Source organism: Nonomuraea angiospora, assembly GCF_014873145.1.
Classification (GTDB): Bacteria; Actinomycetota; Actinomycetes; order Streptosporangiales; family Streptosporangiaceae; genus Nonomuraea; species Nonomuraea angiospora.
Genome location: NZ_JADBEK010000001.1, coordinates 5,951,391 through 5,971,467, shown reverse-complemented (window position 1 = coordinate 5,971,467; position 20,077 = coordinate 5,951,391). Strand labels below are relative to the sequence as shown.

The window sequence follows — 20,077 nt, the reverse complement described above, 5'->3', positions numbered from 1 at the left end:
CTGATCCGGGCGATCGGACGGCAACGCCGGTCGGCGACCAGGTGCACCTTCGTGCTCAACCCGCCACGCGAACGGCCCAGCGCCTCTCGTCCCTTCACCGGCTTGTGATCTACGCCGCCCCCTTTGACGGGAAATCGGCCGGCGGCCGGCGGCGGGCTCAGGCGCTCTTCCAGTGGACTGATCTACACCAAACGCCACTAAAGATCCACGGGACACGCCCTAAGAGGAACAGCGCGGCGACTCCCTCGGGGCCCGTTTTCGAAGACGGCGCAAACCGCCCCGACCGCCTCCTTTCCCCTCAGCCTTGTCCCCGCGCCCACCGGTTCCTTAGGGTTGGCGGGTGTCAGAGCCGACATCGCCCCCGCCGCGGATCGGATCCCCCGAATGGGACCGGGAACTCGCGAACATCGGGCTGGATCGGCGAGGGGGCGACGCCGATGTGGATGCCGTGCTGGCGACCACGGACGCCCATGGCGAGTTCGACCCGCATGGGCTGAACCTCTTCGGGACAGATGCCGAGATCGCCGCTGACTGGGTCCTGTTGCACCAGAGGTTCCCTTCCTATGGGATCTTGATGTACCTGCGAATGTGCTGGTCGCGCGGTGATCACGCGCTGCAGGACTGGATTTTGCGCCAGTTCGCCGCGATGCTGATGTACGGTCCAGCCCCGGTGGCCGATTCGGCCGAGTACGGGCTGTGGGTCGACTACTTCGAATCGCCTGAGGCATCGCAGGTCTTCACGGCGCTGACCCTTCAGTTGCCGCAGTCCCACTGGGATCGCCTGATCAGCGGCGCCGGTCCGGTGCCCTGGGACGCCAAGCATCATGTGTTCCAGGAGGCGGCCGAGGTCCCGGCGCTGCATCCCGCGCTCGCAAGGGGCATCGCGGGTTCGTTCTATGACGTGCACGGCGACGTCGACGCCGTGGACGCGGCCCTGCTGCTCGCTCAGCTCACGGTCGCGGACGAATCTTTGCTGGCGGCACTGACCGAGGCCACCACACAGCCGCTGCGGCTGCGGTCCGGATCAGCCGTGATCGTGGACGAGTCCGATGCGGGGTGGGCGCACCCGGGGAGCTTCCTGCTTCGCGCGGCGGTGGGCGACTCGCGGATCCGGTGGGTGCGGCAGTCCGAGCTGGTGGCCGCCGGCCGGGTGTACGGCCGGCTGGCGCACTGGGACTTCCCGTTCGACCCGACGAAGATCACGCACCGCGTTGTGGCCGCGCCCGAGCCGGAGGGACGGGTCGTACTGTTCCGGGTCGAAGGACCGCCTGAGCACGCGGAACTGCTGGTAGACCGGGAACTCGAGGCATGGCCGCCGCGTCTGAGGGAGCATCTCGCACCCTGAGGACCCCGGGTGTCAGAGGATGTCTCGATCCCGAGTGCAAGATCGTGATCTGGCCCGGGGGCAACACTGCCGGAAAGACCTTGTTCGCAGAGGAATATCATCGAGGGCGATGGGCCCGGATATCCACAGGGCGTCCATCGGGATCGCGAGCCATCATCGTCCATTGCGTAGGCAGTGTCTCGATCTGTCCGACCGGCCGCCCGGCATCCAGAATCCGTTCGCGAAGCTCACACAGTTGTGCGTATGTGCCCACGCGTAGCCCCCAACCCGCCCGGTTCAGGGGATCAAGATCGAGGGCGGGGACGGTGGCGGTTTCGACGATCATCAGATGGTCGGCCCCGCCGACATCGAGGACTGCGATCCGAGGATCAGCAGAGGTAGCAGCGCGCTCGAACGCGAGCGTTGCTCCGAGCAACTCCGTGTAGTACGCCACGAGCCGGTCGAGTTCGGTCGTGGACAGTGTCAGATGGTTGATTCCGAGCAGATTGGTCATGATCAACCGACCGTAGCTCAGCCACATCACGATCTTGCACTCGGGATCGAAGACACCCGTCCAGGTTGCTGACGACCTCGTCCCCTGCCGGGCACATCTCCTCAACTCATCACGAACCACGATCGATGCCGAGTGTGTGCGCGTTGCCTGCCGCATGTCTCGGTTCGCCGACGGCGGCCACCGTCGGTCGGGGCCGTGACACGACCATGACACGGCGCGGACGAGGCGCGAACACGGCTGGCCGACAGTGGACGGGGTCGGCCGGCGGGCGAGTTTCGGAGCGCACTGCGAAACGATCCCGCCGCCCCGCATCGGGACGACGCTGTACGGCCTGGGTGGCCCCGGCACCACGGCCTCGCCCTCATCGAGCAGGGCGAGACGAACCGGCCGGAGGTGTCGTGCCCGTCCGCCGGACAGAAAGTCACGGCGAAGGTGATCACGAAAAGGAGAAGGTGTGGCTGATGACAGGCAATGGGACCGGCGTTCGCTGCTGCGGGGCGCCGCCGTGCTGGCCGGTGGCGCCGCGGCCGCGCCGCTGCTGGGCGGCGCGGCCACCGCGCTGGCCGGCAGCGGTGACGCGGACGCGCTGTTCAAGGCCGGCAAGTTCGAGGAGGCCGGCCGCGCGTACGAGGAGATCCTCAAGAAGGACCCCAAGAACCTGCACGCGGCCCGCCAGCGCGGCTATGTCGGGCTGCTGGCCAACCGGTTCGCCGACGCCGAGAAGTACCTCAAGATGGCCCTCGCTCTGGCGCCCGACGACAAGAACACCAACTACTTCCTGGCCGACTGCTACATCCGGCAGGACAAACTGGCTCTCTCCGCACCCCACTGGAAAGCGGCCGGCGAGGACAGCTACGCCAAGTGGTTCGCGGCGGTCCGCGGCGAGGCGTATCAGATCCACGGCGAGACCGCGCGGCTGCCATTCCAGCAGATGGACCCGATGCCGCTGGTCGAGGCCTCGGTCAACGGAGGGCCGACGAAGCGCTTCACGTTCTACACCGGCGCCCCGAACCTGAGCGTGCGCGCGTCGGTGGCCAAGGAGGCCGGGCTGAGCCCCGTCGCCAGCCAGAAGACCGATTTCGAGGGCAGCACCATATGGGCGTACTGGGGGATACTGGACTCCTTCAAGCTCGGCGGCATCGAACTGCGTAACGTCCCGGTGGGCTGGTCGTCGACGGAGTCGGGCGAAGACGTCGGCATCGACAGCGATGGCCTGATCGGCACGTGGGTCTTCTACCACTTGCTGACCACCTTCGACTACGCCGGCCGACAGCTGATCCTGCGCCGCCGGACCCCCGAAACGGCCAGGAAGGCACGCGCCGCCGCCGCACGGGCGGGCGCCGATCCCCTGCCGCTGTGGCTGGCCCGTGAGCAATACCTGCACAGCACGGGCAGCTTCGCCGGCGTTGCGGGCTCCCGCACAGGGGTGGTGGGTGTGAACTTCGGCGGAGTCAGCGAGATCGCCGCGGGCATGGTCGGGGAAACGGCCAAGCAATTGGGGGTCCGCGCCGACTACGACCGCCAGATCGGGACTTTCGCCCAAAGCCACCCGGCCGCCGTCTACCCCTGCTACCCGAAGGAGATCCGCCTCGGCAACGCCGTCGCCAAGGAGGTCTACTGCTACACGAACCCAAACCAGAAGGTCAACGTGCCCTGGCCCTATGGGACAGGGATCGACACGATGGGCTGGTTCTCCCACTGCTTCTGGAAGCCCTACAACATCACCGTCGACTTCACCGACATGAACCTCTACATCGCCCGCGGCGAGGCCGCCTGATCACCGCGACCGCACGGGCGTCACGGGAGCCACCTGGAACTGCCGGCTCCTACGGTTAAGGGGGTGAGGGCGGACCAGGCGCCCTTACCCCGGCGCCCAGCGCCCTGCGGCCGGCGGCGATGAGGCCGCACCTGCGGTCCCGGACGGCGAGCGCCGCTTCTGCTTCAGCGTGATCCACGCAGTGGAGCAGGACGACGCAGGTAGGCGGTGGTCGTGGCGTCGGCGGGGAAGAGGGTCTCGATGGCGATCTCTTCGAGGGTGATGTCAAAGGCCGCGCCGAACGTCGTGATCGTGCTGAAGAAGCTCAATTCGACCCCGTCGTGCCGGAGCCGGATGGGCATGGCGATGTCGGTGGGTCCGGCGGTGGGCGGGTCGTCCTCGGTGCCGTAGGACCGGAGCTCCTCGTACAGCGCACTCAGTTGGGGATCTCCCGTGCGGGCGGCCTGGCGGGCGAGCCGAGGCAGCAGGTACGCCCGTACCTGCCCCAGATTCTGCAGCCGGGGCGCGAACCCGCGCGGGTCCAGGCCGAGCCGCATCATGTTGACCGGCGATCTCAGCAGCTCCGGGTCGACGCCGTCCAGGAAGATCTCCATGGCCGGATTGCTGAGCAGCACGTTCCAGTGGTGGTCGACGGCGACGGCGGGGAACGGCTCGTGCCCGCGCAGCACGCCCTGGATGGCCTCGTACGCCCGGGCCAGCTCCGGGTCCTCCAGCGGGCGCCGCTCATAGGCGGGGGCGTACCCGGCGGCGACCAGGAGCCGGTTGCGTTCGCGCAGGGGGACGTCCAGGTGCTGGGCCAGGTGCAGGAGCATCCGGCGGCTGGGGATCGTACGGCCGGTCTCGACGAAGCTGATGTGCCGGCTGGACACGTCCGCCTGGACGGCCAGGTCGAGCTGGCTCAGGCGGCGCCGCCGGCGCCACTCCCGCAGCAGCTCGCCGACCGTGCGATCGCGATGCATGCCCCAGTTCTACCGGGCGAGCGGAAAGGATCAGTACGTGGCTCGACGGTCGTGACGTGGCGCAGTCCTCCACTACGGTCACAGCTCATGAGAACCCTCATCGTGGGCGGCAGCGGCTTTCTCGGCGCCGAACTCGTGCGGCAGTCCGCGGCGGCCGGCGAGGTCGTGGCCGCGACCTGTCTGACGCGGCCAGGAAGGGCGGCGGGGGTCGAGTGGCTGCCGCTGGATGTCCGCGACCGTACGGCTGTGGCCGACCTGATCGGCGCGTTCGCCCCTGACGTCGTCATCAACGCGGCCTACCGCCAGTCGGACTGGGCGACGACGGCCATGGGCGCCGCTCACGTGGCCGTCGCCGCCTCCGCGAACGGCGCACGCCTGGTGCACGTGTCCAGCGATGCCGTCTTTTCGGGCAAGGCGATCACCTATGCCGAGGACCGCGTGCCCGACCCGGTCAGCCCGTACGGGGCGGCGAAGGCGGCGGCGGAGGTGGCCGTGCATGCGATCGACCCCATGGCGGTGGTCGTACGGACGTCGCTGATCATCGGCGACGGCGGCTCCCAGCACGAGGACTTCGTGCACGCGCTGGCCACGGGCGGCACGCACGGGGTGTTGTTCACCGACGACGTGCGCTGCCCGGTCCACGTCCGCGATCTGGCGGCGGCCCTCCTGGAGCTCGCGAACTCGGAGGACCGCGCCGGGATCCACCACGTGGCCGGGGCAGACGCGGTGAGCCGGTATGAGCTGGGCTGCCTCGTCGCCCGGCGCGACGGGCTGGATCCGGCCCGGCTGCCGTCCGGCCGGCGGGCCGACACCGACCTGCCCGGGCCGCTCGACGTGCGGTTGGACTGCGCCCTGACCCAGCGGCGGCTGCGGACCAGGCTGCGCGGTGCGCGGGAGTTCGTGACCGCCCAGTAGCAGCAGCCGCCTCACGTCCGGTCGGCGGAGGTTTCCTGGTTGGGCCACGCGAGGTCGTCGACCGCCAGAAACGGCTCGCCGGCCACGGTCGCGGGGGTCACCCCGGTGAACGCCACGACGTCCCGATGCAGGTGGGACTGGTCGGCGTAGCCGGCGTCGGCCGCGACCCGGGCCGCGCCCTCACCCGCGACCAGGCGGTGGGCGGCATGGTCGAAGCGGACCAGCTTCACGGCGCGCTTGGGCGGCAGGCCGATCTGCGAGCGGAACCTGGACCACAGGCGCTTACGGCTCCACCCGACCTCGGCCGCCAGGCCGTCGACCCTGACCAGGCCGCGGCCGGCGACGATCCGCTGCCAGGCCCAGGCCACCTCGGGGTCCACCGGCGACCCCGCGTCATGCCGGCGGGCGAGCAGCGCGTCCGTCAACGCGAAGCGTTCCTGCCACGACGAGATCTCGCTCAGCCGCTCGCGGAGGCGTGACGCCTCGCGGCCCCACAGGTCGTCGAGGGCCACCACGGTGCCGTCGAGGTCGGCGGGGGAGACGTCCAGGACCGCGCGCGCGATCGCAGGGGACAGGCGTACCTGCACGCACTCGACGTTCTCGCCCCGCGCCCGGACCGAGCCTCCGGACCCGAGCCCGGGCCCGGCGACGACGCTTCCCCGCTGCTGCCGCCCGGCGGCACAGTCCATGACCGGCGAACCGCCGCCGAACTCCACCAGCAGCGTCACGGCCGGATGCGGGACCATCCGGAGCGTGTCCAGCTTACGGACCCGGAACCCCGCCATGGTGACACCGGCCACCCGGCTGGGCCGCCGCGGGCAGGCCACGCCCCACACAGCCGCGCCGTGCACGAATGTCCGCACTGCCCCATGCTACGCGCGCTGATCGAGGGAACATTTGTTCAATCCAGCGGCGCCCGCAGACGGCGACAGTGGCCTCATGACCATTTCTGACGGTATGAACGGCGACAGCTCGACCCTGTCCCTGGACGAAGGCGACATCCACGTGCGCCAGGACGGCCCCCGCGACGCCCCCGCGCTCCTGCTCATCCACGGGACGGCAGCCTCGGCCAGGTGGTGGGGCCTGCTGGTTCCGCTGCTGACCGGATCTCATCGCGTCATCCGGATCGACCTGCTCGGGCACGGCCGGTCCGGCCAACCGGCCGACGGCAGCTACGCGATCCCGGACCAGGCCCGCCGGGCCGGCGCGGCCCTGGACCGGCTCGGAGTGGAGCACGCCGTGGTCGCCGGCCATTCCAGCGGCGGCGTGGTCGCCACCGCCCTCGCCGAGCAACGGCCCGACCTGGTGACCGCGCTCGCGCTCATCAACACCGGACCCGGCATGGACGCCCTCATCCCACAGGAGTCCGCCGCGATCGGCCCCTCGCAGTGGCCGCCGAGCGACGAGCTGATCCGCCAGTTCGCCGGCACCGGTTTCAGCCGCCCGGACTACCCGATCCCGCAGGAGTTCATGGACGAGCTGCGCGGTATGAGCTTCCACGCGTTCGCCGCGATCATGCAGGCGCCCCGCCAATACCTGGAGGAGCAGGCGCTCCCGGATCGGCTGAAGGTCCTCGGCAAGCCGCTGCTGGTGATCTTCGGCGAGGAGGACCGGAGATGGCGATCCTCGTCCGCGGCCGACTACAGCGTCGTTCCGGACGCGAAGGTCGAACTGCTGCCCGGCGCCGGGCACTCGCCCATCGTGGAAGATCCGCAGCGGACCGCCGAACTGCTCCTGGCCTTCACCGCGCAAGCCCACTGAACGCCGTCAATTACATGGGATGTAATCGACGGGCCGGGCCGGTGCGCCGCAGGGTGGGCGCATGAGTGAGAACGGCACTGCCGGACGCAACAAGGAAATCGTCCTGCGCGGCTTCTCGGAGTTCGCGGCGGGGAACGTGGAGATACTCCGGGAGCTGCTCCGGGAGGACTTCGTCGAGCACAGCCCGGGAAACCCCTCAGGCAGGGACGCGTTCGTCGAGTTCATCGCGAGCGCCCCGGTCGCGGGGGCGAAGCTCGACCTCAAGCGGGTCATCGCCGAGGACGATCATGTGATGCTGCACTATCACATGGTCCCGCCAGGGGACGGGCGCGGGATCGCGGTCGTGGACATCTGGCGGATGGTGGACGGGCGGATCGTCGAGCACTGGGACGTGGTGCAGCCGGTGCCCGACCCGGATGAGCTCCCGAACGGGATGTTCTGACGGCGGCCGCGAACTCACGGTGAGGCGCCGACCATCAGGGGCCAGACCGTCGCGGAGAGCTCCTCGGGGGTGCCCGGGCACCCCCGCCGCACCCAGTCCGCCGCCACCGACAGCAGCGCCCCCGCGATGAACGCCGCCGGAACGTCATGAGGGATGTCCGCAGGATCATCGACGTGCGTGGAGTCGCCGTCGTCCGGTGCGGTGTGCTGTTTGCTGACGTGGATGGCGACGGTCATGCGATGGCGCAGGTGGTCCTGGAGCCGGGCGCTGCCGTCGGGGCCCAGCAGCGCCCGGTACAGGTGCGCGTGCTCGGCGACGTGTGCGAACAACCGTGTGGTCTGGACGGGCGGCTCGCTCTGGGCCATCACGTGCCGGCCCGCTTGGTGACGTCGGCCACCGTGATCTGCCCCAGCTCCTTGTCCAGGACCAGATCCAGCAGCGCCTGCTGCAGCGCGGCCAGGGATCGCGGCATCGCGACGGCCATGGCCAAGGAGGGCGCCTCGATCGCCGTCGTCGACCTCAACGGCGATCACCGACGAGGATCTCGAGCTGGCCTTCCGCACCGGCCCCATGGCCGGCACGTACTTCATGCGGGCCTGTTTCCCCCACCTCAAGGGCGGCGGGCGCGTCATCAACCTGCGCTCAGGCTCCGAGGTCCAGGGGCTGGTCGGTTACGCCGCGTACGTCTCGGCGAAGGCCGCCGTCGGCGGCCTCACCAGGACCGCGGCCCGCGAGTGGGGCGCCCACGACATCACGGTCAACGCGATCTGCCCCTTCGCGCTCAGCGAGGGGGCGAAGTCCTACTTCGACACGCGGCCGGACGAGCTGGAGGCGGCGCGTTCCTGGGCTGATGGGTGGACGGCGCCCGCCCACCCATGGCCAGGACGCCTGGGCTAGAACGCCTTGGCGGAGAACGAGGTGCCGTCCACCGTGACCTTCCCGCCCGAGCAGGACACCTTGGGCGAGTCCGTCCCGGGCACGATCACCGTCAGCAGCGACGGCGCCGCCGGCGACACCACCACATTGGTCGGCAGCTTCGACAGGTACGTGGGCGAGACCCAGCCCACCTTCCCGCCGCGCTCCACCTTCTGCCCGCCGACCCGCTCGCACGACGCCGAGAACTGCAGCAGGGTGACCTTGAACTTGCCGTCCCCGAGCACGACCTTGCCCCCGCCGTTGGACACGAGCTTGAGCGACGGGTCGAACCGCCAGAGGTTGCTGACCTTCTTGCCGCCCGACGCCGTGTCCAGCACCGCCATGAGGTCCTCGCCGTGGTTCACCAGGACCGACCTGGTGCGGCTGACCCCGTACGCCTTGTCGGTCAGCTTGAACGACTGCCGGTCCTTGCCGTACTTCGACGCCACGAGCTTCGAGGCGGTCCGCGGCTTGAAGCGGGCCCCGGCCACCGTCGGCACGTTGTGGGCCTCGGGGGAGAGCGTCCAGTAGCGGTAGGCGCTCTTCTCGTAGGAGTGGAAGCCGCCGTCCACCAGGAGGTTGCGACCCTGGGCGTAGTACGTGACGCCCAGGTGGTCCTCGTGGCCGTGGAACTTCAGCCCGGGCCCGAACCTGATCGAGTAGTACGCCGACTCCGGCTTGCCCCAGGCCGTGCGGCCGAAGACGTAGCCCGCCCGGTACGCCTTGACCTCCTGCTTCGGCGTCCCCGTCTCGATCTTCGGCTCGGTCTCGGCGGTGCCGTCGCCGATGGGCACCATGTAGCCGGTCGGCATGGTGGCGTGGGCGATGAAGTCCTTCATCGCCTCCGCCCGCTTGGAGATCTCGCCGGGCACCTTCCTGTCGCACGCCTTCATGTTGGTCATCGCGACCTGCAGCCGGCTGTAGACGTACACCGCATAGCGCGGAGCCTGCTCCATGAGCGCGCCCTGCGAGTCGACGTCGAGCTTCACCGTGCCGGTCAGCCGGCGGGAGGCCAGGTCCGACCAGTCCTTGCGGCCGTACCTGCAGCCGATGCCCATGAGCGCGATGTCCTGGTCGATGCCGTGGTTGTGGCCCTTCTTGTAGAGCCGCGCGTTCGACAGGAGCTTGGCGTGGTCGGCGAGGCTGTCCTTCAGCCAGCTCTCCTTGACGTGCATGCTCAGGCAGAGCAGCGGCTGCGTGCGCAGCGAGACCGGGTGGTCCTTCCACGTGTACGGCTGGGTGCCGCGCGCCCCGAGCTTGTTGTTCGCGACCCAGTCCTTGGTGATCTCGGTGGCGCGATCCAGGTAGCTCCGGTCACCGCTGTTCTCGTACGCGACGACCAGCGTCCCCATCCAGCGCAGCGACTGGAACACGAACTCCCACGAACGGTTCCGGTACGGGCTCGCGCTCCAGTTGATCTTCTTGCCGAGCTTGTACGTCGGCAGCCCGACCAGCGAGATCTCGCCCTTCATGACGTCGTCGGCCGTGGGCGTGCCGGGCAGCCAGTCGCCCTGGCACTCCGCCGTCCGGGTCACCTTGTCGGCATGCGCGGGGCTGCCTAACCCGCCGAGCGCCAGCAAAAGGGCAAGAGGTATCGCGAGCCGGCGCACGCCAGTTCCTTTCGGGACAAAGAGTGAAGGTGGAACATGCTTTCCGAATCGCGATCAATGGGTCAAGTTGAGTGGCGGATTCGTTAGATGCTCGATGCGCCCCCGGTGTCCCGGATGGCGTAGCCGTACCTGGCGCGACATGCTGGTGCGGTGACATTCGACGACCTCGTGATCCCGGACACACCCGCCTGCCGCGGGGCGCTGGAGGTGGCCGCCCGCTACCACACGCCCTCGCTGCTCAACCACTCGATCCGGGCCTACCTGTGGGCGGCCGCGTACGCGCGCGAGCACGGCATCGCGTTCGACGCGGAGCTGCTCTACGTGGCGGCCATGCTGCACGACCTCGGGCTGGTGGCCGAGTTCGACAGCCACTCGGTGGCGTTCGAGGAGGCGGGCGGCGACGTGGCCTGGGTCTTCTGCGCGGGCGCCGGCTGGTCGCCCGAGCGCAGGGTACGCGCCCGCGAGGTGATCATCCGGCACATGTGGGACGAGGTGCCGCTGGAGGAGGACCCGGAGGGCCACCTGCTGGAGCTCTCGACGGGCATGGACATCTCCGGCCGCCGTACGGAGGAGATCCCCGAGGAGATCAGGCGGGAGGTCCTGGAGCGCCACCCCAGGCTGCAGATCGCCAAGGAGTTCGGGGCGTGCATGTCCGAGCAGGGCGCGCGCAAGCCGTCCAGCCTCGCCGGCCAGTTCGTCCGGGCCGGCATCGTGGACCGCATCGCCCGCAACCCGCTGGACGCCTGATCTCGAAAGGGCCGTGGAGGCCGGAGCCGTTACGACTTGGGGCCGGTGCTCTCGGCGACCTCGAAGGTCCACACCTCCGAGCCGGTCGCCGCGGGCCCCTGCCCGTGGCCGTGCCCCTGTCCCTGCGCGGCCTGGGCCGCCTGGGCGTGCCCGCGCCGGAAGGCCTCACCCTGCTGCCAGTTCTGGAAGTCCTCCTCGCTGCGCCAGCGCGTGTAGACGAGGTAGCGCTCGGTGCCCTCCACCGGCCGAAGCAGCTCGAACCACTCGAACCCGTCGGCCGACTCCACCATGCCCGCCCGGTTGGCGAAGCGCTTTTCGAGCTCCTCGCGCATGTCGGCGGGCACGTCAAGGACGTTGATCTTCACGACGGACAACGGGACCCCTTTCGTCGGCGACAGGTCCAGGCTAACGCGGGCGACCCCGGGCCGGTCCGGCGCGGCACGAGGTACGCGTTGGGCGGAGCCTGGCGGTGGCGGCGATAGCCTTGTCAGGTGCGTATAGCGAGGTTCTCCACAGGCGAAGGCGTGTCGTTCGGCGTGGTCGAGGGCGGCCCGGGCGAGGAGGTCGTCTCCGCGGTCGCCGGTCACCCGTTCGGCCAGGTGCAGTTCACCGGCGAGCGCCACCCGCTGTCCCAGGTGAAGCTGCTGGCCCCGATGCTGCCGAGCAAAGTGGTCGCCATCGGCAGAAACTACGCCGAGCACGCGGCCGAGCTGGGCAACGAGGTGCCCGAGGAACCGCTGATCTTCATGAAGCCGTCCACGTCCGTGATCGGCCACGGCGAGAACATCGCGTACCCCACGACGCTGTCCGACCGCGTCGACTACGAGGGGGAGCTGGCCGTGGTGATCGGCCGGCTGTGCCGCGAGGTGCCGGTCGAGCGGGTCAAGGACGTCATCTTCGGCTACACCTGCGCCAACGACGTCACCGCGCGCGATCTCCAGAAGAAGGACGTGCAGTTCACCCGGGCCAAGGGGTTCGACACGTTCTGCCCGCTGGGGCCGTGGATCCAGACCGACCTCGACGCGAGCGACCTGGCCCTGACGACCACGGTCAACGGCGAGATCCGGCAGAGCGGCCGCACCAGCCAGCTCATCAACGACATCCCCGCGCTGGTGGCCTACGTCAGCGCGGTCATGACCCTGATCCCCGGCGACGTCATCCTGACCGGCACCCCCGCGGGCGTCGGTCCCCTCGAGATCGGCGACGAGGTCAGCGTCGGCATCGAAGGCATCGGCACACTCACGAACAAGGTGGTCTCCCGTGACTGAAGTACGGGTGCGGTTCGCCCCGTCCCCAACCGGCATGTTCCACGTGGGCGGCGCCCGCACGGCGCTGTTCAACTGGGCGCTGGCCGAGCAGTCCGGCGGCCACTTCGTGCTGCGCATCGAGGACACCGACGCCTCACGAAACCGGCCGGAGTGGACGGAGGGCATCATCTCCGCCCTCGACTGGATCGGCATCAACGGCGGCAACCCGGCGTTCGAGGGCCCCTATTTCCAGTCGGCGTACGAGGCCCAGCACCGCGAGGCGGTGGCGAAGCTGCTGGCCGACGGCCGCGCCTACTACTGCGACTGCACGCGTGAGCTGCTGGTGGCCCGCACCGGCTCCGAGCACCGGGGCTACGACGGCCACTGCCGCGACCGCGGCCTGACCGAGGGCGCGGTCCGCTTCCGCACCCCCGACGACGGCGTCACGGTCGTCGAGGACCTCATCCGGGGCAACGTGGAGTTCCCCAACGAGGCGCAGGAGGACTTCGTCATCGCCCGCACCGACGGCTCGCCGCTCTACGTGCTGGCCAACGCGGTCGACGACATCACCCAGAACATCACCCACGTCGTCCGCGGCGAGGAGCACCTGGGCAACGCGGCCAAGCAGATGCTGCTGTGGCCGGCGCTGGGCGCCACGCCGCCGGTCTGGGCGCACCTGCCGGTGATCGTCAACGAGCAGCGCAAGAAGCTGTCCAAGCGCCGCGACAAGGTGGCCCTGGAGGACTACCGCGCGGAGGGCTACCTCGCGGAGTCCATGGTCAACTACCTCATGCTGCTGGGCTGGGGGCCGGGCGAGGACCGCGAGATCATGCCGTGGGCCGAGATGATGCCGCTGTTCAGGCTGGAGGACGTCAACTCCGCCAGCGCGTTCTTCGACGAGAAGAAGCTGCGCGCGTTCAACGGCGAGTACATCCGGGCGCTGCCGCTGGAGACGTTCGAGGATCGCTGCGCGCCCTACCTCGACCCGTCCTGGGACCGCGAGCTGTTCAGCAAGGTCGCGGCGCTGGCCCAGACCCGGATCACCGTGCTGTCGGAGATCCGGCAGAACGTCGACTTCCTCTTCCTCGACGAGCCGGTCTTCGACCAGGCGTCCTGGGACAAGGCGATGAAGAACTCGCCGGTGGAGATCCTCACCGACTACCTGTCGCGGCTGGAGACGGTCAGCTGGGACCCCGAGTCGCTCAAGGAGGCGCTGGAGGAGGTCGGGACCGCGTACGGGCTCAAGCTGGGCAAGGCCCAGGCGCCGGTCCGCGTGGCGATCACCGGCCGGACGGTGGGACTGCCGCTGTTCGAGTCGATCGAGGTGCTCGGCCGCGGTCGCGCGCAGGAGCGCCTGCGCGCCGCCCTGGCCCGCCTGAAGGGCTGAGCCGACGCCCGGCGGCCCGCACGGCGGGCCGCCGGAGCACAGGCTCAGTCGAGGCCGCGGCGGACGAGCAGCGGCTGGATGCTGGGCTCGCGCCCGCGGAAGTTGCGGAACGCGGTCAGCGGGTCGAGGCTGCCGCCACGGGAGAGCAGCTCGCGGCGGAAGTGGTCGCCGTTGGCCCTGGTGAGCCCGCCGTTCTCCTTGAACCACTCCACGCTCTCCGCGTCGAGCACCTCGCTCCAGATGTAGGAGTAGTAGCCGGCGCTGTAGCCGCCGGAGAAGATGTGGGCGAAGTAGTTGGTCCTGTAGCGCGGCCCGACCTGTGGCAGGGCGATCTGGGCGGCCTCCAGGGCCGCGGACTCGAACCCCTCCGGGTCGGCCACCGTCTCTCCCGGCGCCAGCTTGTGCCAGGCCCAGTCGAGCAGGGTCGCGGCGAGATATTCGACGGTCTTGAAGCCCTGGTTGAACTTCTCCGCCGCCTGCAGCTTCTCCACCAGCTCGGCCGGCATCGGCTCGCCCGTCTCGTGGTGCCTGGCGTAGTTGGCCAGCACCTCGGGCCAGGTCACCCACATCTCGTTGACCTGTGACGGGTACTCGACGAAGTCGCGCGGCACGCGGGTGCCCGCCACGCGCGGGAAGCGCACCTGGGAGAACAGCCCGTGCAGCGCGTGCCCGAACTCGTGGAAGGCCGTGTTGACCTCGTCGTACGTCAGCAGCGTCGGCCCCGCGGCCGGCTTGGTGACGTTGAGGTTGTTGACGACCACCGGCAGCTGACCGAGCAGGAACGACTGGTCGACCAGGTTGTTCATCCACGCGCCGCCGCGCTTGGTCTCCCGCGCGTACGGGTCGAGCACGAACAGCCCGAGCCGGCTCCCGTCCTCCTCGAACACCTCGTACACCGTCACGTCGGGGTGATACCCGCCCAGGTCGGGCCGCTCGGTGAAGGTGAGGCCGTACAGCTTCCCGGCCGCGAAGAAGATGCCGTCACGGTAGACGCGGTCGAGCTCGAAGTACGGCCGCATCTCGGCGGCGTCGAAGTCGTAGCGGGCCTGGCGCACCTTCTCGGAGTAGTACGACCAGTCCCACGGCTCGATCTCGAACCCGGCCTGCTCCGACAGGGCCTCGGCCTCCTTGCGCGCGTTGCGCACGGCGGGGGCGACGAGCTGGCCGAGCATCTCCTCCACCGCCTCGACGGTCTTGGCCGTCTGGTCGGCCACCACGTACGCCGCGTGGCTGGGGAACCCCAGCAGCGCCGCCCGCTCGGCCCGCAGCGCCGCCATCCTGGCCGCCAGCCCGAAGTTGCCGGGCGCCCGGCCGACGCTCAGCTCGTAGAGCCTGCGGCGCACGTCGCGGTCGGTGAGCTGGGCCAGGCCCGGCTGGGAGGTGAAGTTGAGCAGCGGCAGGACGTACTTGCCGTCCTTGAGCAGCGACTCGATCTTGGCCTGGTCGAGGCCGTCGAGCTCCTTGGGGTCCGACACCACCAGCGCCGACTCCGTCGAGGCCTTCAGCAGCGTCTGCGCGAACTCCGTCGAGAGCTTCGACAGCTCCTCGTTGAGCTGCCGGAGCCGGTCCTGGTCCGGCTCCGACAGGTCGGCGCCCGCCCTGATGAAGTCCTCCCGGTACTTCTCCAGCAGCCAGGCCTCCTCGGGGTCCTCCGTGGACACCTGCTTGATGCGCGCCCACAGCGCCCGGTTGAGCCGGATGGCGTCGCCGTGCCTGGTCAGCTGCGGAGAGATCTCCTTCTCGATCTCCATGATGCCGTCGGTGGTGTTGGAGGCGGCGACGCTGAAGAAGACCGTGGCCGTGCGGTCGAGGATCCGTCCCGACCGCTCGAGCGCGGCGATCGTGTTGTCGAACGTCGGCGCCTCGCTGCTGCCTGCGATCGCGTCGACCTCCGCCAGCTGCTCCGCCATGCCGCGCTCGAACGCGGGCAGGTAGTGCTCCTCGCGGATGTCGGCGAAGGGGGGCAGCTCGTACGGCAGGTCGCTAGAGGTGAAGAACGGGTTACCGGCCAACGGTGAGGCTCCTCCACGTGGTGTTTTGTCCCCTTCAGCTTGGCACGTGAGGGCCGGTGCTGTGGGCGATGGAGGGCTCGTTGGCTATTCGTTTTGGTCTTACCCCCAGAGCTGGGCTATTCTTTCGGACGTCGCCGAGAGCGCCCCCAGGGGTCGCGAGCGGTGGGGTATGGTGTAATTGGCAGCACGACTGATTCTGGTTCAGTTAGTCTAGGTTCGAGTCCTGGTACCCCAGCTTTATCATTTCGCCAGTTTGTGCAGGATTTCGGTAATCAGCCGGTACGTTCGCGCCGTCGGCGCATGCGAAGCCTCCACCGAGAAAACCTCGAACTTGTTGCCTGGCGTGGCCGCATCCGCCTCCTTGATCATCCTGTCCTGCAGTGCGAGCGGGATCACCCTGTCCCGCGTGTGCCTGATGTAGACGCGCGGCACCCTTCCCCACGCCTCCTTGCGCCCCCGAGCGTCGGCGCTCCCCACCTGGAGACTCTCATCCGGCAGCAACGTGTTCAGCATGGCCAGGAGCTCGCCCTCGCTCGCCTCCGCCATGAACGCCGCCTTGACCGCGTCCAGGAACTTCCTGTCGTTGGTCCGCCAGTTCATCCGGATCGCGCCGATCACCCTCGGGTCGGCGATGATGCCCGACACCACGCTGCCCGCCAGGCTCTCCTTGCCCTCCGGCGTCGCCAGATAGTCGTTGGGCGAGCTCAGCTCCGTGCAGCAGAACGCGGTGTCGTAGACGAGCAGGTCGATCAGGTCGGGCACCGCGTCGGCCGCCTTCGTGATGGTCGCGCCGCCGAGGCTGCCGCCCACCAGGATCACCGGGCCGTGGCCGGAGACCCGGCGCACGGTGCCCACCGTGGCCTCGACATAGTCGTCCAGCGTGACCCCCGCCACCGGCGACGGCAGCGTGGCCAGCGTCTCCAGGTCCTGCGGGGTCTGGTAGGCGACGTGAAACTGCTCCTCGGGGCCGTGCCCCGGCAGCGTCACGCCCACGGTGCGGTGGCCGCGCAGCGCCAGCTCGGAGTCGCCGCTGGCCACGCCGTTCGCGCCGGTCACGAAGACGTACGTGGTCACCTCCCGCCTCGGCTTGGCGGCCGCGGAGCCCACGGCGCCCGCGCCCGCGACGGCGGCGTACTGAAACATGTCCCTACGGGTCGGAAAGCTCATGACTCGATGTTCGCCCAGCTCAGAGCGGGTGCGCATCGCCTGCCCGGCTCGTCGTGCGGTGGACGTCCGGCATCCACCGATCGGTTGACGCCATGCCAGGCTTGACCTCATGAGCTGGCTGGACGGGCGCGAGCGCGGGGTTTTTCTGTGCCTCGCCTACGGACTGCTCGGGATCTCCTCGACCGCGGCCGCCCTCGCGGACGCGCCGCCCACCGGCGCGCCCTGGCCCCTCCTGCGCTGGCTGGCCGGCCCCCTGCCGGCCTGGCTCGCCGAGGCGGCAGGCCCGGGCTGGGCGGCCACGGGCGGCCTCACGACGGCATGGCCGGAAGGTGGCGGCCCGGCGTCGTTCGCGGCGTGGTGGCCGGCGGTCGCGCTGGCCGCCGCGGTGTGGGTGGCGCCGATCGGCTGGCTCCACCCCCGCCGGGACACCCGCCGCGCGCTCGCCGTGGGCCACTTCCTCGTGCTGATCGCGCTCGCCGCCGCGCTGACGGCCGCCAGCCCCGCCTTCATCGTGTTCGCCTCGATCGGCTACCCGCTGGCCAGCGCCCTGCTCCCGGCCCGGCTGACCATGGCGGGCGTGACGCTCACCGCCATCGTCATCGTCACGGCCCAGGCGGGGCCGGGCGCCCGAGGCACCCTGCTCACCGTGATCGCGGGCGTGGCGCTGCCGCTGGTCGCGGCCGGCTGGTACGTCTCCGCCGAGCACGACAAGCGCCGCCGCCTGGTCGAGCGCCTGCGCGCCGCCATGGCCGAGAACGCCTCACTCAACGCCCGGCTCCTCGACCAGGCCAGGCGGGCGGGCATGCTCGACGAGCGGCACCGCGTGGCCGGAGAGATCCACGACACGGTCGCCCAGGACCTCGTCGCCTTGATCGGCCAGCTCAACGCCGCCGACCGCACCTCCAGGGCCGAGACCCGCCGCCGCCACCTCGACCAGGCCGCCGACCTGGCCCGCCGCAGCCTCTCCGAGGCCCGCCGGTCCGTACGCGCCCTGCGCCCGGAGCCGCTGGAGACCTCGAAGCTCCCGGACGCGATCACCGACCTGGCCGAGTCGTGGTCCCGGTCGGCCGGCGTCGACCTGATCCTCGAGATCACCGGCACCCCGGTCGCCCTGGCCGCCCCCATCGAGGACACGCTGTTCCGCGTGGCCCAGGAGGCTCTGGCCAACGTCGCCAAGCACGCCAGAGCCTCCAGGACGGGCCTGACCCTGTCGTACACGGACGAAACCGTCCTCCTCGACATTCGAGACGACGGCGCCGGGTTCGCCCCGCAGAAGCCCGCTGACGGCTTCGGCCTCGACGGAATGCGCCAACGCGTCCGCGCCGTCGGCGGCACCCTCCACCTCGAGTCCACCCCCGGCCAGGGCACCGCCGTGGCCGCCGCCATCCCCATGCTCCCCGCCGAGGACGACCACCCATGATCCGCGAGCCGTCCACGGCGATCACCCGAGATAGACCACCGCGCCCTGCTCCCCATCCCCAACGCTCGCCAGCCCCGCCCTCCTCCGCCCCTGATCCCAAGGCAGCACTTGAGGCGCCCCCGCGCCCTGGCAGACGCCCGCGTGGTCAGAGCCGCCCCCGCGCCCTGGCTGGCGCACGCATAGTCAGAGCCGGTCCCGCACCCTGGCCGGCGGACGCGTGGTCGGAGCCGGCCCAAGGAGGGGCGATGGATGAGAGCCTGACGAGGGAGAGAGAGACGAGTGTCGGCCGGAAGGGGAGAGATGCGGCTGAGGCTGCTGATAGCGGACGACCACCCCATCGTGCGCGACGGCCTGCGCGCGGCACTCGGTGGCGAGCCCGACCTTGAGATCGTCGGCGAGGCGGCCGACGGCGCGGAGGCCGTACGCCTGGCCGCCGAGCTTGAGCCCGACATCGTCCTGATGGACCTGCGCATGCCGGGGATGGACGGCGTCACCGCCATCCGCCGCCTCAGCGGCACGGGCCCGCGGGTGCTGGTCCTGACCACGTTCGACACCGACGTCCTGCCCGCCCTCGAAGCGGGCGCCACCGGCTACCTGCTGAAGGACGCCCCGCCGGAGGAGCTGGTGCGCGCCGTCCGCGCCACCCACCGGGGCGAGACCGTCCTCGCCCCGGCCGTGGCCGGCCGGCTCGCGGCGGCCCTTCGCAAGCCCACCAGGGGGAGGCTCAGCAAACGGGAACTGGAGGTGCTGCGCCTGGTGGCCGGGGGAGCGACGAACAAGGTGGCGGCGGCGAGCCTGTTCATCAGCGAGGCCAGCGTCAAGACCCACCTCCTGCACATCTACGCCAAGCTCGACGTCCGCGACCGCGCATCCGCCGTGGCCGAGGCCTACCGCCGCGGCCTCCTCACCGACTGACAGCGTGCCAGGGCCGTGAGGGTGGAGACACGGCAGCGGTTTGGGTAAAGTCCGCCCGGCTTATGGATGAGTTTCGGATTCGCGCGGGCAACTTCCCGCGCTTCGTCGCCCCGTTCGCCGCTCCGCTCGCCCTCTTCTTCGCCGTCTGCCTGCTCCTCGGCGCCATCTTCACCGGCAGCACCCCGCTGGGCGCCGTCATCGGGGCGCTGGCCACCGCTGCCCTCCTGGCCGTGCTCGTGGCCAAACACCGCCGCCTGACCACCGGCACCGTCGTCCGCTTCTCCGCCGACGGCGTGGAGCTGACCGACTCGTACGGCTTCCGCGTCCGCCTCCGCTGGCCCGACATCACCAGGATCGACGTCGTGGACACCCGGCTGGCCAGTCCCAGGCGCATCGGCCGTCCGGGCGGCGTGCGGGTACGGGTGGAGCCGCTGCGTTCGGTGGGGCTCGTCGGGTGGGGCGAGCGTACGGTGCCGCCCCGCGTGCCGGGCTGGACGCGCGAGCGGCTGGCCCGGGTTCCCGTGGACCCGGCCACCGGCCGGCCGGAGGTGGCGATCCCGCTCGGGGAGTTCGACCCGCTGTGGGAAGGCGGGGCGATGGGGGATTGGGTACGCCGCCACAGACCCGACCTGATGGGCCGTTAAGCGGTTTGGTGTGGTCTCCGGGGTGCGGTAGAGTTACCTGCGTTGCCGGGGAGATCCCGGCACCAGCAGCTTGTGGACAGGGTCCCGTCGTCTAGTGGCCCAGGACGCCGCCCTCTCAAGGCGGTAGCGCCGGTTCGAATCCGGTCGGGACTACCACTGTCACAAGCCCGCGAAGGTCCCGTCGTCTAGTGGCCCAGGACGCCGCCCTCTCAAGGCGGTAGCGCCGGTTCGAATCCGGTCGGGACTACGTCTATCACACTCGCTCCGGCGCTCACAGCCCCGGAGCGTTTCTGTTTTCCGGCCTCGCCTGCCACTTCCACG

At 70.1% G+C, this 20,077-nt stretch carries 21 protein-coding genes and 3 tRNA genes; 15 read left to right on the top strand and 9 right to left on the bottom strand.

Annotated features, from left to right (window positions below; translation table 11 throughout):
- Nucleotides 1–340 precede the first annotated feature (340 nt).
- Nucleotides 341–1,345 carry a hypothetical protein gene (locus tag H4W80_RS26825; protein ID WP_192787615.1) on the top strand — a complete coding sequence of 335 codons (1,005 nt, stop codon included), beginning with the start codon at nucleotides 341–343 and terminating at the stop codon, nucleotides 1,343–1,345.
- Between the two features lie 97 nt (nucleotides 1,346–1,442).
- Here H4W80_RS26825 and H4W80_RS26820 read toward each other — a convergent pair whose 3' ends face one another.
- A complete protein-coding gene (locus H4W80_RS26820; RefSeq protein WP_192787614.1) occupies nucleotides 1,443–1,838 on the bottom strand; it encodes a VOC family protein in 396 nt (131 codons plus the stop codon).
- Nucleotides 1,839–2,292: 454 nt separating this feature from the next.
- Between H4W80_RS26820 and H4W80_RS26815 the strand changes: the two genes are divergently transcribed.
- Nucleotides 2,293–3,615 (top strand): aspartyl protease family protein, encoded by a 1,323-nt coding sequence (locus H4W80_RS26815; RefSeq protein WP_192787613.1) that lies wholly within the window; start codon nucleotides 2,293–2,295, stop codon nucleotides 3,613–3,615.
- A gap of 164 nt (nucleotides 3,616–3,779) precedes the next feature.
- Here H4W80_RS26815 and H4W80_RS26810 read toward each other — a convergent pair whose 3' ends face one another.
- The gene (locus H4W80_RS26810) at nucleotides 3,780–4,574 is read right to left on the bottom strand and encodes a helix-turn-helix domain-containing protein (protein WP_192787612.1); all 795 of its coding nucleotides are present in this window, start codon (nucleotides 4,572–4,574) and stop codon (nucleotides 3,780–3,782) included.
- 87 nt (nucleotides 4,575–4,661) lie between these two features.
- Here H4W80_RS26810 and H4W80_RS26805 point away from each other — a divergent pair, with 87 nt between their 5' ends.
- Nucleotides 4,662–5,489: a sugar nucleotide-binding protein gene (locus tag H4W80_RS26805; protein ID WP_192787611.1), complete on the top strand. Its 828-nt coding sequence runs from the start codon at nucleotides 4,662–4,664 to the stop codon at nucleotides 5,487–5,489.
- Nucleotides 5,490–5,500: 11 nt separating this feature from the next.
- On the opposite strand, the gene H4W80_RS26800 is transcribed toward H4W80_RS26805, so the two are convergent.
- A complete protein-coding gene (locus H4W80_RS26800; protein WP_192787610.1) occupies nucleotides 5,501–6,352 on the bottom strand; it encodes an AraC family transcriptional regulator in 852 nt (283 codons plus the stop codon).
- A 76-nt stretch (nucleotides 6,353–6,428) separates the two neighbouring features.
- On the opposite strand from H4W80_RS26800, the gene H4W80_RS26795 reads away from it, so the two are divergent.
- Nucleotides 6,429–7,250 carry an alpha/beta fold hydrolase gene (locus tag H4W80_RS26795; protein WP_192787609.1) on the top strand — a complete coding sequence of 274 codons (822 nt, stop codon included), beginning with the start codon at nucleotides 6,429–6,431 and terminating at the stop codon, nucleotides 7,248–7,250.
- Nucleotides 7,251–7,311: 61 nt separating this feature from the next.
- Complete coding sequence (locus H4W80_RS26790) at nucleotides 7,312–7,692, top strand: nuclear transport factor 2 family protein (protein ID WP_192787608.1); 381 nt, start codon at nucleotides 7,312–7,314, stop codon at nucleotides 7,690–7,692.
- A gap of 14 nt (nucleotides 7,693–7,706) precedes the next feature.
- On the opposite strand, the gene H4W80_RS26785 is transcribed toward H4W80_RS26790, so the two are convergent.
- Complete coding sequence (locus tag H4W80_RS26785) at nucleotides 7,707–8,021, bottom strand: TetR-like C-terminal domain-containing protein (protein WP_264086006.1); 315 nt, start codon at nucleotides 8,019–8,021, stop codon at nucleotides 7,707–7,709.
- 35 nt (nucleotides 8,022–8,056) lie between these two features.
- Nucleotides 8,057–8,215: a hypothetical protein gene (locus H4W80_RS61105; RefSeq protein WP_225963678.1), complete on the bottom strand. Its 159-nt coding sequence runs from the start codon at nucleotides 8,213–8,215 to the stop codon at nucleotides 8,057–8,059.
- Nucleotides 8,216–8,262: 47 nt separating this feature from the next.
- Between H4W80_RS61105 and H4W80_RS26780 the strand changes: the two genes are divergently transcribed.
- Nucleotides 8,263–8,589, top strand: a complete 327-nt coding sequence (locus H4W80_RS26780) for an SDR family oxidoreductase (RefSeq protein ID WP_264086005.1) — start codon at nucleotides 8,263–8,265, stop codon at nucleotides 8,587–8,589.
- Here the strand turns inward: H4W80_RS26780 and H4W80_RS26775 are convergent.
- Complete coding sequence (locus tag H4W80_RS26775) at nucleotides 8,586–10,217, bottom strand: heparinase II/III family protein (protein ID WP_318787073.1); 1,632 nt, start codon at nucleotides 10,215–10,217, stop codon at nucleotides 8,586–8,588. The genes H4W80_RS26780 and H4W80_RS26775 overlap by 4 nt on opposite strands.
- Before the next feature lie 150 nt (nucleotides 10,218–10,367).
- Between H4W80_RS26775 and H4W80_RS26770 the strand changes: the two genes are divergently transcribed.
- Nucleotides 10,368–10,964, top strand: coding sequence for an HD domain-containing protein (locus tag H4W80_RS26770; protein WP_192787607.1), 597 nt, complete (start codon nucleotides 10,368–10,370; stop codon nucleotides 10,962–10,964).
- 29 nt (nucleotides 10,965–10,993) lie between these two features.
- On the opposite strand, the gene H4W80_RS26765 is transcribed toward H4W80_RS26770, so the two are convergent.
- On the bottom strand, nucleotides 10,994–11,338 hold the full coding sequence (locus H4W80_RS26765) for an antibiotic biosynthesis monooxygenase family protein (protein ID WP_192787606.1): 345 nt from the start codon (nucleotides 11,336–11,338) through the stop codon (nucleotides 10,994–10,996).
- A gap of 117 nt (nucleotides 11,339–11,455) precedes the next feature.
- Between H4W80_RS26765 and H4W80_RS26760 the strand changes: the two genes are divergently transcribed.
- Together H4W80_RS26760 and gltX are read left to right on the top strand one after the other, a co-directional pair.
- Nucleotides 11,456–12,232, top strand: coding sequence for a fumarylacetoacetate hydrolase family protein (locus H4W80_RS26760; protein WP_192787605.1), 777 nt, complete (start codon nucleotides 11,456–11,458; stop codon nucleotides 12,230–12,232).
- Nucleotides 12,225–13,598 carry a glutamate--tRNA ligase gene (gene gltX, locus H4W80_RS26755; RefSeq protein ID WP_192787604.1) on the top strand — a complete coding sequence of 458 codons (1,374 nt, stop codon included), beginning with the start codon at nucleotides 12,225–12,227 and terminating at the stop codon, nucleotides 13,596–13,598. The genes H4W80_RS26760 and gltX overlap by 8 nt, the downstream gene beginning before the upstream one ends.
- A gap of 44 nt (nucleotides 13,599–13,642) precedes the next feature.
- On the opposite strand, the gene H4W80_RS26750 is transcribed toward gltX, so the two are convergent.
- Nucleotides 13,643–15,610, bottom strand: a complete 1,968-nt coding sequence (locus H4W80_RS26750; RefSeq protein WP_192787603.1) for a M3 family metallopeptidase — start codon at nucleotides 15,608–15,610, stop codon at nucleotides 13,643–13,645.
- A 163-nt stretch (nucleotides 15,611–15,773) separates the two neighbouring features.
- Between H4W80_RS26750 and H4W80_RS26745 the strand changes: the two genes are divergently transcribed.
- Nucleotides 15,774–15,845, top strand: a tRNA-Gln gene (locus tag H4W80_RS26745).
- 5 nt (nucleotides 15,846–15,850) lie between these two features.
- Here the strand turns inward: H4W80_RS26745 and H4W80_RS26740 are convergent.
- The gene (locus H4W80_RS26740; RefSeq protein WP_225963677.1) at nucleotides 15,851–16,777 is read right to left on the bottom strand and encodes an alpha/beta fold hydrolase; all 927 of its coding nucleotides are present in this window, start codon (nucleotides 16,775–16,777) and stop codon (nucleotides 15,851–15,853) included.
- A gap of 109 nt (nucleotides 16,778–16,886) precedes the next feature.
- On the opposite strand from H4W80_RS26740, the gene H4W80_RS26735 reads away from it, so the two are divergent.
- From H4W80_RS26735 to H4W80_RS26715, 5 genes are all read left to right on the top strand, one after another.
- Complete coding sequence (locus H4W80_RS26735) at nucleotides 16,887–18,197, top strand: sensor histidine kinase (RefSeq protein WP_192787602.1); 1,311 nt, start codon at nucleotides 16,887–16,889, stop codon at nucleotides 18,195–18,197.
- Between the two features lie 300 nt (nucleotides 18,198–18,497).
- The gene (locus tag H4W80_RS26730; protein ID WP_192787601.1) at nucleotides 18,498–19,112 is read left to right on the top strand and encodes a response regulator; all 615 of its coding nucleotides are present in this window, start codon (nucleotides 18,498–18,500) and stop codon (nucleotides 19,110–19,112) included.
- A 62-nt stretch (nucleotides 19,113–19,174) separates the two neighbouring features.
- Nucleotides 19,175–19,756: a hypothetical protein gene (locus H4W80_RS26725; RefSeq protein WP_192787600.1), complete on the top strand. Its 582-nt coding sequence runs from the start codon at nucleotides 19,175–19,177 to the stop codon at nucleotides 19,754–19,756.
- Between the two features lie 80 nt (nucleotides 19,757–19,836).
- Nucleotides 19,837–19,912, top strand: a tRNA-Glu gene (locus H4W80_RS26720).
- Between the two features lie 18 nt (nucleotides 19,913–19,930).
- Nucleotides 19,931–20,003: transfer RNA gene (locus H4W80_RS26715), tRNA-Glu, on the top strand.
- The last annotated feature ends 74 nt before the right edge of the window (nucleotides 20,004–20,077 follow it).

Coding starts and splice junctions, on each gene's coding strand:
- H4W80_RS26735 (WP_192787602.1), top strand. CDS start 16,887: ATGAGCTGGCTGGACGGGCGCGAGCGCGGGGTTTTTCTGTGCCTCGCC.
- H4W80_RS26790 (WP_192787608.1), top strand. CDS start 7,312: ATGAGTGAGAACGGCACTGCCGGACGCAACAAGGAAATCGTCCTGCGC.
- H4W80_RS26730 (WP_192787601.1), top strand. CDS start 18,498: ATGCGGCTGAGGCTGCTGATAGCGGACGACCACCCCATCGTGCGCGAC.
- H4W80_RS26820 (WP_192787614.1), bottom strand. CDS start 1,838: ATGACCAATCTGCTCGGAATCAACCATCTGACACTGTCCACGACCGAA.
- H4W80_RS26725 (WP_192787600.1), top strand. CDS start 19,175: ATGGATGAGTTTCGGATTCGCGCGGGCAACTTCCCGCGCTTCGTCGCC.
- H4W80_RS26795 (WP_192787609.1), top strand. CDS start 6,429: ATGACCATTTCTGACGGTATGAACGGCGACAGCTCGACCCTGTCCCTG.
- H4W80_RS26780 (WP_264086005.1), top strand. CDS start 8,263: ATGGCCGGCACGTACTTCATGCGGGCCTGTTTCCCCCACCTCAAGGGC.
- H4W80_RS26805 (WP_192787611.1), top strand. CDS start 4,662: ATGAGAACCCTCATCGTGGGCGGCAGCGGCTTTCTCGGCGCCGAACTC.
- H4W80_RS26810 (WP_192787612.1), bottom strand. CDS start 4,574: ATGCATCGCGATCGCACGGTCGGCGAGCTGCTGCGGGAGTGGCGCCGG.
- H4W80_RS26740 (WP_225963677.1), bottom strand. CDS start 16,777: ATGAGCTTTCCGACCCGTAGGGACATGTTTCAGTACGCCGCCGTCGCG.